4 protein-coding genes and 1 pseudogene are annotated in these 5,945 nt (G+C 52.1%); 2 read left to right on the top strand and 3 right to left on the bottom strand.

Features of this window, described 5'->3' with window-relative positions; genetic code table 11:
- Positions 1 to 676: LysR substrate-binding domain-containing protein (locus ACQZ5M_RS21070; protein WP_449080804.1), on the top strand; the 676-nt coding region annotated here is incomplete at its 5' end.
- Positions 677 to 838: 162 nt separating this feature from the next.
- Here the strand turns inward: ACQZ5M_RS21070 and ACQZ5M_RS21065 are convergent.
- The 3 genes and pseudogenes from ACQZ5M_RS21065 to ACQZ5M_RS21055 form a co-directional block, all read right to left on the bottom strand.
- Positions 839 to 1,015: a hypothetical protein gene (locus ACQZ5M_RS21065; protein WP_449080803.1), complete on the bottom strand. Its 177-nt coding sequence runs from the start codon at positions 1,013 to 1,015 to the stop codon at positions 839 to 841.
- Positions 1,016 to 1,814: 799 nt separating this feature from the next.
- Positions 1,815 to 2,120, bottom strand: a pseudogene (locus tag ACQZ5M_RS21060) (DUF4189 domain-containing protein); the annotation flags it as partial.
- Positions 2,121 to 2,442: 322 nt separating this feature from the next.
- Positions 2,443 to 2,892, bottom strand: coding sequence for a hypothetical protein (locus tag ACQZ5M_RS21055; protein ID WP_449080802.1), 450 nt, complete (start codon positions 2,890 to 2,892; stop codon positions 2,443 to 2,445).
- A 997-nt stretch (positions 2,893 to 3,889) separates the two neighbouring features.
- Between ACQZ5M_RS21055 and ACQZ5M_RS21050 the strand changes: the two genes are divergently transcribed.
- Complete coding sequence (locus ACQZ5M_RS21050; protein WP_449080801.1) at positions 3,890 to 5,728, top strand: DUF4344 domain-containing metallopeptidase; 1,839 nt, start codon at positions 3,890 to 3,892, stop codon at positions 5,726 to 5,728.
- Positions 5,729 to 5,945: the final 217 nt, after the last annotated feature.

Raw genomic sequence — 5,945 nt, 5'->3', positions numbered from 1 at the left:
TGATCTGTTCTTCTGTAAAACGATTGCGCTTCATTCCCTGGTCCTCTCAATGGGCCAGAGCTTACTTCAAAATGGATTATTTCAACGGGGCAAGGTCACCACCTATCCGGACATCGCGCTCGAAATCATCGGAACGGGGACGGTTGCCAACCTGAGCAACCGAGAGGCGGATGTGGCTTTGCGCGTCGTTCTTGGAAAGACGTCGCCTCCGGAAAACCTCTACGGAAGCAGGCTCTGCGGATTCCACACAGCGTTTTACCGACGCCGTGACCGGCTCAGCGACGTTTCATCCCCTTTGGCCTGGTTGCTAGGACCTGGCGAGTTTGTTCCTCTCGATTGGATCCCGGGAGAGATCGAAATGGCTGCCACGCCTGTCCGCTTTTCCGAGATGCGGTCGAGGCTGCACGCCACGCGCGCGGGCATGGGCATCACATTGCTACCCTGCTTTGTCGGCGATGCAGACCCGCTGCTCTCGCGTGTCCCAGGCAGTCCGGTAATACACACCGGCGATGTATGGCTCCTAACCCACAGCGACACCCGGCAAACTGCGCGCGTCAGACTTCTGAGCGACCGTATACGCGACACCATGCGAAGGGTCTCCGCCAAGGTCCAGGGACAAGCGGACACTGTTACATCTGACCATGATGACATGAAGGAAGGTACGAAACGACAGTAGCCTTCGCCTTGATGGGATGTGAACGAGCGACTCACGAGTATTCTGGCCCTAGAGGAGGCTAACTGATTGAAACCGCAGCGCACTGCGATCGTGAGGATATGTGGCTGAGTAGCTGCAGAATTGGTTCGCGAGACATACCACTCGCAGCTCCATCGATTGACCTTATCGCTGAGCCGCTTCCAGAGAAAGCGGAGCGGCACGTTTGTCAAAGCGCAACCCGATGGCGTCAATCTCAAGGCGGTAACCGAACATAGCTGCAATCAGAATTGCGGCCACGACGGCAACCGGTGTCGCGACCGCTAGCGAGGGAAACCGCACGAGAAAGGTGAGCCTGGTCATGCTGCATTTTCAATCCGCGCTCTGGATATTCCGTCATGGGCCATCGCAACGAGTTCCTTAGGGCTTCTTAGCGATTGGCTGCGAACTGAACTTGTCGTTCAAAAGTTGCCGCGCCGTCCGTGACGACCTTCCGCGAGGTATATCAGCAGGAGTGACAGTATTTCTCCAGCCCCTCATCAACCTCATCGTCAAGAAAAAATATGGCAGAAGAAGGTTGCGGATAGCGCAGCAAAGATCGCGGTGACAATCTTCAAAAATCTGGGCGACTGCCTCAAATAGAAAAATGCCCAAGTGCAAGCAAGCGCACATACTCCAAAATATATCGGCCAAAGGATGAAAGGCAATAGGAAGGACAGAGCATAAAGGAAACCGTCTTGATCAACCTCAAATGCGGCTTTCTGGAGTATGGGAAGTGTTTCGATCGTGCCCCAGAGACCAAGCTCGCAGGATGCGAAAAACCCAAGGGGAAAATAGACAATTTTGACCCACCGGTGACTGCGTCTAACGGTGTCTCGTGCCATGATCGCTGCTCGCTGTTTATGCAAAGTTACAGAAAACTCGGTTCTAACCGAGCGAAAAACGGCGTTGCAGGCGCAAGGTCGCGATAGCGAGCGTTCCAAGCTGCCGCCAACCGTGAGAGTAAAGTAGCTATCACCTCCTACTTGGTCCTCGGTAATGGCCGCATTACGACTCATGGTCGCCAACCTCTCGACAATTTATTGACTGCCCACTGAGCACCTGCCGAATTGATGAAAGGGGAGAGATGTCGCATTCGATGACCTAGTACGCGACCGAACTGTCAGAACTTCTCAAAAACTGGATCCGAACATTCAGCAAACATTGCCTCGCATTTTTTGCCGGTTTCCTTTTGGCAGTATGTCACAGCCCGGGCCTTGGCGATGCTCTCATCCTTCCCAGTATTCGAGTAGACACCAACTCCTTTGGGTACGCCCGCTACTGCCGCGCACTGGTTAAAATACGTAACGTCAACAACACAATCGTTCGCGCCGGTCATTTGCCGGCACTTACGTAGAGCAACATCGACAGCTTCTTGCTTGCTAAATGCCTGAGTGGAAGTCCAAGCACCATGCGCCGAATTCGAACTGACGAACGCCCCCCCATGTCTTTATCCAACGACCGGTAGGGTAATCCCTTCCTTCGCCGCCTCCGTCGTCGTCCGGAAGGCAGGCGGCAGAGCCTGCGGCTACGCCGGATGGACAAGCCGTCTGGGCGAGCGCGAAACCCGCATTTAATGCCGCTGCGAGGGTAGCAGTCACCAAGATGAAGAGGGCCTTTATCGGGGAGCATAAATGCTTGCGCTTCATTTCTTACTTCCTGATCGGTGGAGTTAAGAGGATCCCAAATCTATCAGTCTGCTCAGCACGTCTCTGGGAACGTCCTTGACTCATCAACGCCTGCGCCTGAATCTAGAGGGACTCGTCGGACATTTTAACCAATTGCCAGCATGGCCTGCGCGCGAAGTAGTAGGACTGCTGATCACCCGTGTCAGGCTTGCGGATTAAAACCTTCTTGATACCCCCAGGCTCATCCGAGATTTCGATCTCATGACCTGACTTCTTTAGCATCGTCAGGTCGGCAACGACGGGCCACTCCACCTCCGCCAATGGAATTTGGTTGCTGACTGTTTTCGGTTCAGGCTCAGCAGTTGGATCGACAAAATCGCTCTCAAGTGGATCCGCAACTGATTTTTCCTGGAACGAGATCTCGTGACCAAAGCGGCGAAGAAACTGATCGAATGCTGGCTCAGCGCAAGCAGGAGAATCTTGGCTTTGGGCGAAAGCCAATGAGGGGCCAGTTACTAACAACAATGGGCCAAGGATAACTGAAGTAAGGAAGATTCGGATTAACCGCACCAATATCGTTCTCCTGTGCATAAAAAAAAATGGGCTCGCAGTGGAAACTAGATTAGCAGCCGGGACGTGGTGCCAAAAATTCATACTGCTGTTGCTACCGGACAATTTCGGTACACAGCGTCACATTGTGGGCTTTGGCACCGGTGTACTTGCAGAAATCAACTTCGCTCCTCGTGGACGCTTCGGGCACTCACCTGAAGAATACCATCGTGTAATGACGCCGTTTTCAACTAAGAAACGCTTTTCGCAGCGAGCGTAGTCGGGAACCCATCCCCATTCCGCTGAGCTCCTCGTGTTCGCGACCCAGATATCTTCGTAGGTGATAACTTTCGAGCCATCATTCATCATATAGCTGCTCTTTGGCGACCCCCAGGACATTACAAGACTATCCTCGGACGCACCCACCCAAGACGCTGTCGCATCGGAAGTGGTCTCGTAACGCTGGTTCGTCAAAAGATTTGAGACTGGAGAGCCAGTACAGCCCTGCAGCGCGATGCCGACCAAAGCAATGAACGCAATTCTCATAGGTCTTCGCCTTTTCCATCGCCAAGACGAGGTCTCGGCTCTCGACGCAATGAACAAATTCGGCTACCGCAACAACCTCATATTAGCAACATGCGGTTGCAGGATCACGAGAAAGAGTTAATAATGTTTAATTGAACGGTGGTCAATTGGTGTTTGCGATGAATTGAACGCTTACGGCTTAACGCCTTTCCAACCATCAGTCGTTCCTTCAAAAGGTGACGCACTCACACCCACTCGACGCAAAGCTAGGTTATTGAACATTGTGCCATTTCTGGTAAGGGGGTGTCATCTCGCTGGTTATATTCTTTACATCTGATTGTGAGATATGAATACTTTGGTTGGTTATAGGAGCGTTTGTGCAAAAAGTGTCTCTCTGGCAACTACCGGCGCGGGGGCTTCATAGTCGTTCAATGTGCCCACCTGCTAGACAAACATTCGAACACACCGGTCCCGACATGATCTGGAGTCGCACTGCATGACCATTCGATTGATAGCCTCCGTCCGCGCCTTCATGCTTTTTGCAACCATAGCTGTCATCTCCGCATCGTTCACCGTTGGCAATTCTTTCGCACAACAGCCTCCCGGTGATGGCGCAGGTGCTGATATCGAAGCAAGTCTGAACGTATGGGAGAAACAGTTGGTACAAGAGGGACTAACCCTCTTGGGTTTTTACAATGGCTTCGCCGACGGCACATTCGGCTCCAAGACAAGGGAAGCGCTTGCAAAGTACCAGAGTGAAAATAATAGGCCAGGGACAGGCAGGCTTTCGCCCAAGGATGCACTAGATTTGGGCGGGGCGGCCCTTACCCTTCAAGAACAATTGGATTGGCAGCCACTTGATCGATCATTAACTGGTATAAGCATTTCATACCCTGCAGGTCTTTTGACGGAACGAACAGCAAACAAGGTCGGCGGTGAAGACCTGTCCTCAGAAAACGGTAGGGTCGCTCTTAAGACGGTGAGTTTCCGGGATGCGTCCAAAGGTGCCCTGAACGATTTTTATAACTCGCTTGCCAACGCTAAAGATACGACAGTCACCTATCAGCTTAAGCGATCAAACTGGTTCATCCTCTCCGGAATATCGGGTGATCGAAAATTCTATTCGAGGTTCGAGCAACGCGGTAATGAGATCAAGGGGTATGACTTCAGCTGGAACGCTGACGAGCCCAGTAAAGCGGCTGAAAACATTTCCGTCATGATTTCGAACAGCTTTTATCCCTTTGGTCGGGACGTTGCGGCTGGCAAGCCTAGCTATCCTATGCTCCTGCAGCTAACGAAACAGGATGCCCAAAGCAAACAACAGCCAGCTCCTAATAGCCAGGCTACGGAGACTAGTAAGCAGACCCAGCCTGATAAGGGGACAGCAGAAAAAACATCACAAACTAAAGAAGATGGTAGCTTAGTAGAACAGAAAGAGGGCGCGCTACCTCCGCCGTCTAACGGCTCTCTGGTAACAGAAGATGGCAAGGGTCTACGATTTGTCTACCACTATTTCCCTCCTCAGAATTCAAAGTATGATTATGCATTTGAATGGGCCAAAAGAACGCATCTGTTTCTCAATATTCCAGAGATCGATGCGATCGACGGCATTTTCGTCACCCCGCGTCCATTAAATTATGTGACAAGAGAATGCGGGACCATTAATGCCTTCTACGACAGCAAGAACAGCGCAATCTTCGTGTGTTACGAACTGATAGACCATCTGCTTGAAATGGGTAAAGCTTTGTCAAAGGGTGCATCCGATCCAGACAAGCTAACCGTCGAATTTGTGCGGAATAACCTGCGGTTCATCACGCTACATGAATCCGGCCATGCCGTTATCGATCTGCTGGACCTGCCGGCCGTTGGGCGAGAAGAAGACTCTGTCGATCAACTGGCAGCGACGTTGCTCCTGATGAATGTCAGCGCGAATGAGACACAGCACGACATCGCCCGCGTTCTCCAATTGGCCTCTGTGTGGTTTAAAGTTAATAGTCAGATGATGCAGTCGCCGGATATGGCGACGTTCGCGGACGAACACTCACTCGATGCACAACGCTATTTCAACCTGCTTTGCGTGATTTATGGCCGTGACCCAGAAAACAACCAAGCGATCGTGGACGGGGGCCTCTTGCCTAAAGAAAGGGCCGCGCGCTGCCCCGAGGAATCATCAAAGATCACGCGATCATGGGCGCGACTGCTTTTGCCCCACTTCGCGCCAAGGTTCCGCCCAAAGGACGACAACCAGACACCTCCAACGAGTGCTCCCGCGTCACAGGCTTCAAGCACTAATCCGCTTGAGTGGGACGGCAAGTCGAACCCCTTTGGCAGGTAAGTAAGAGGCAGTGTCTGCCTGCGGCTATCCGTGCCGCAAGCCAAGTTCACGTGGTCGACACGGTTGGGACTATATTGACGTATTGCCTGAACAAGCGAGCTTGGAAGAGGTAATCCGACTGACCTTGCCCCGTTGAAATAATCCATTTTGAAGTAAGCTCTGGCCCATTGAGAGGACCAGGGAATGAAGCGCAATCGTTTTACAGAAGAACAGATCA

The organism is Rhizobium sp. 22-785-1 (genome assembly GCF_053521965.1).
The sequence above is the reverse complement of the archived record's forward strand: the minus strand, read 5'-3'. Positions and strand labels throughout refer to the sequence as shown.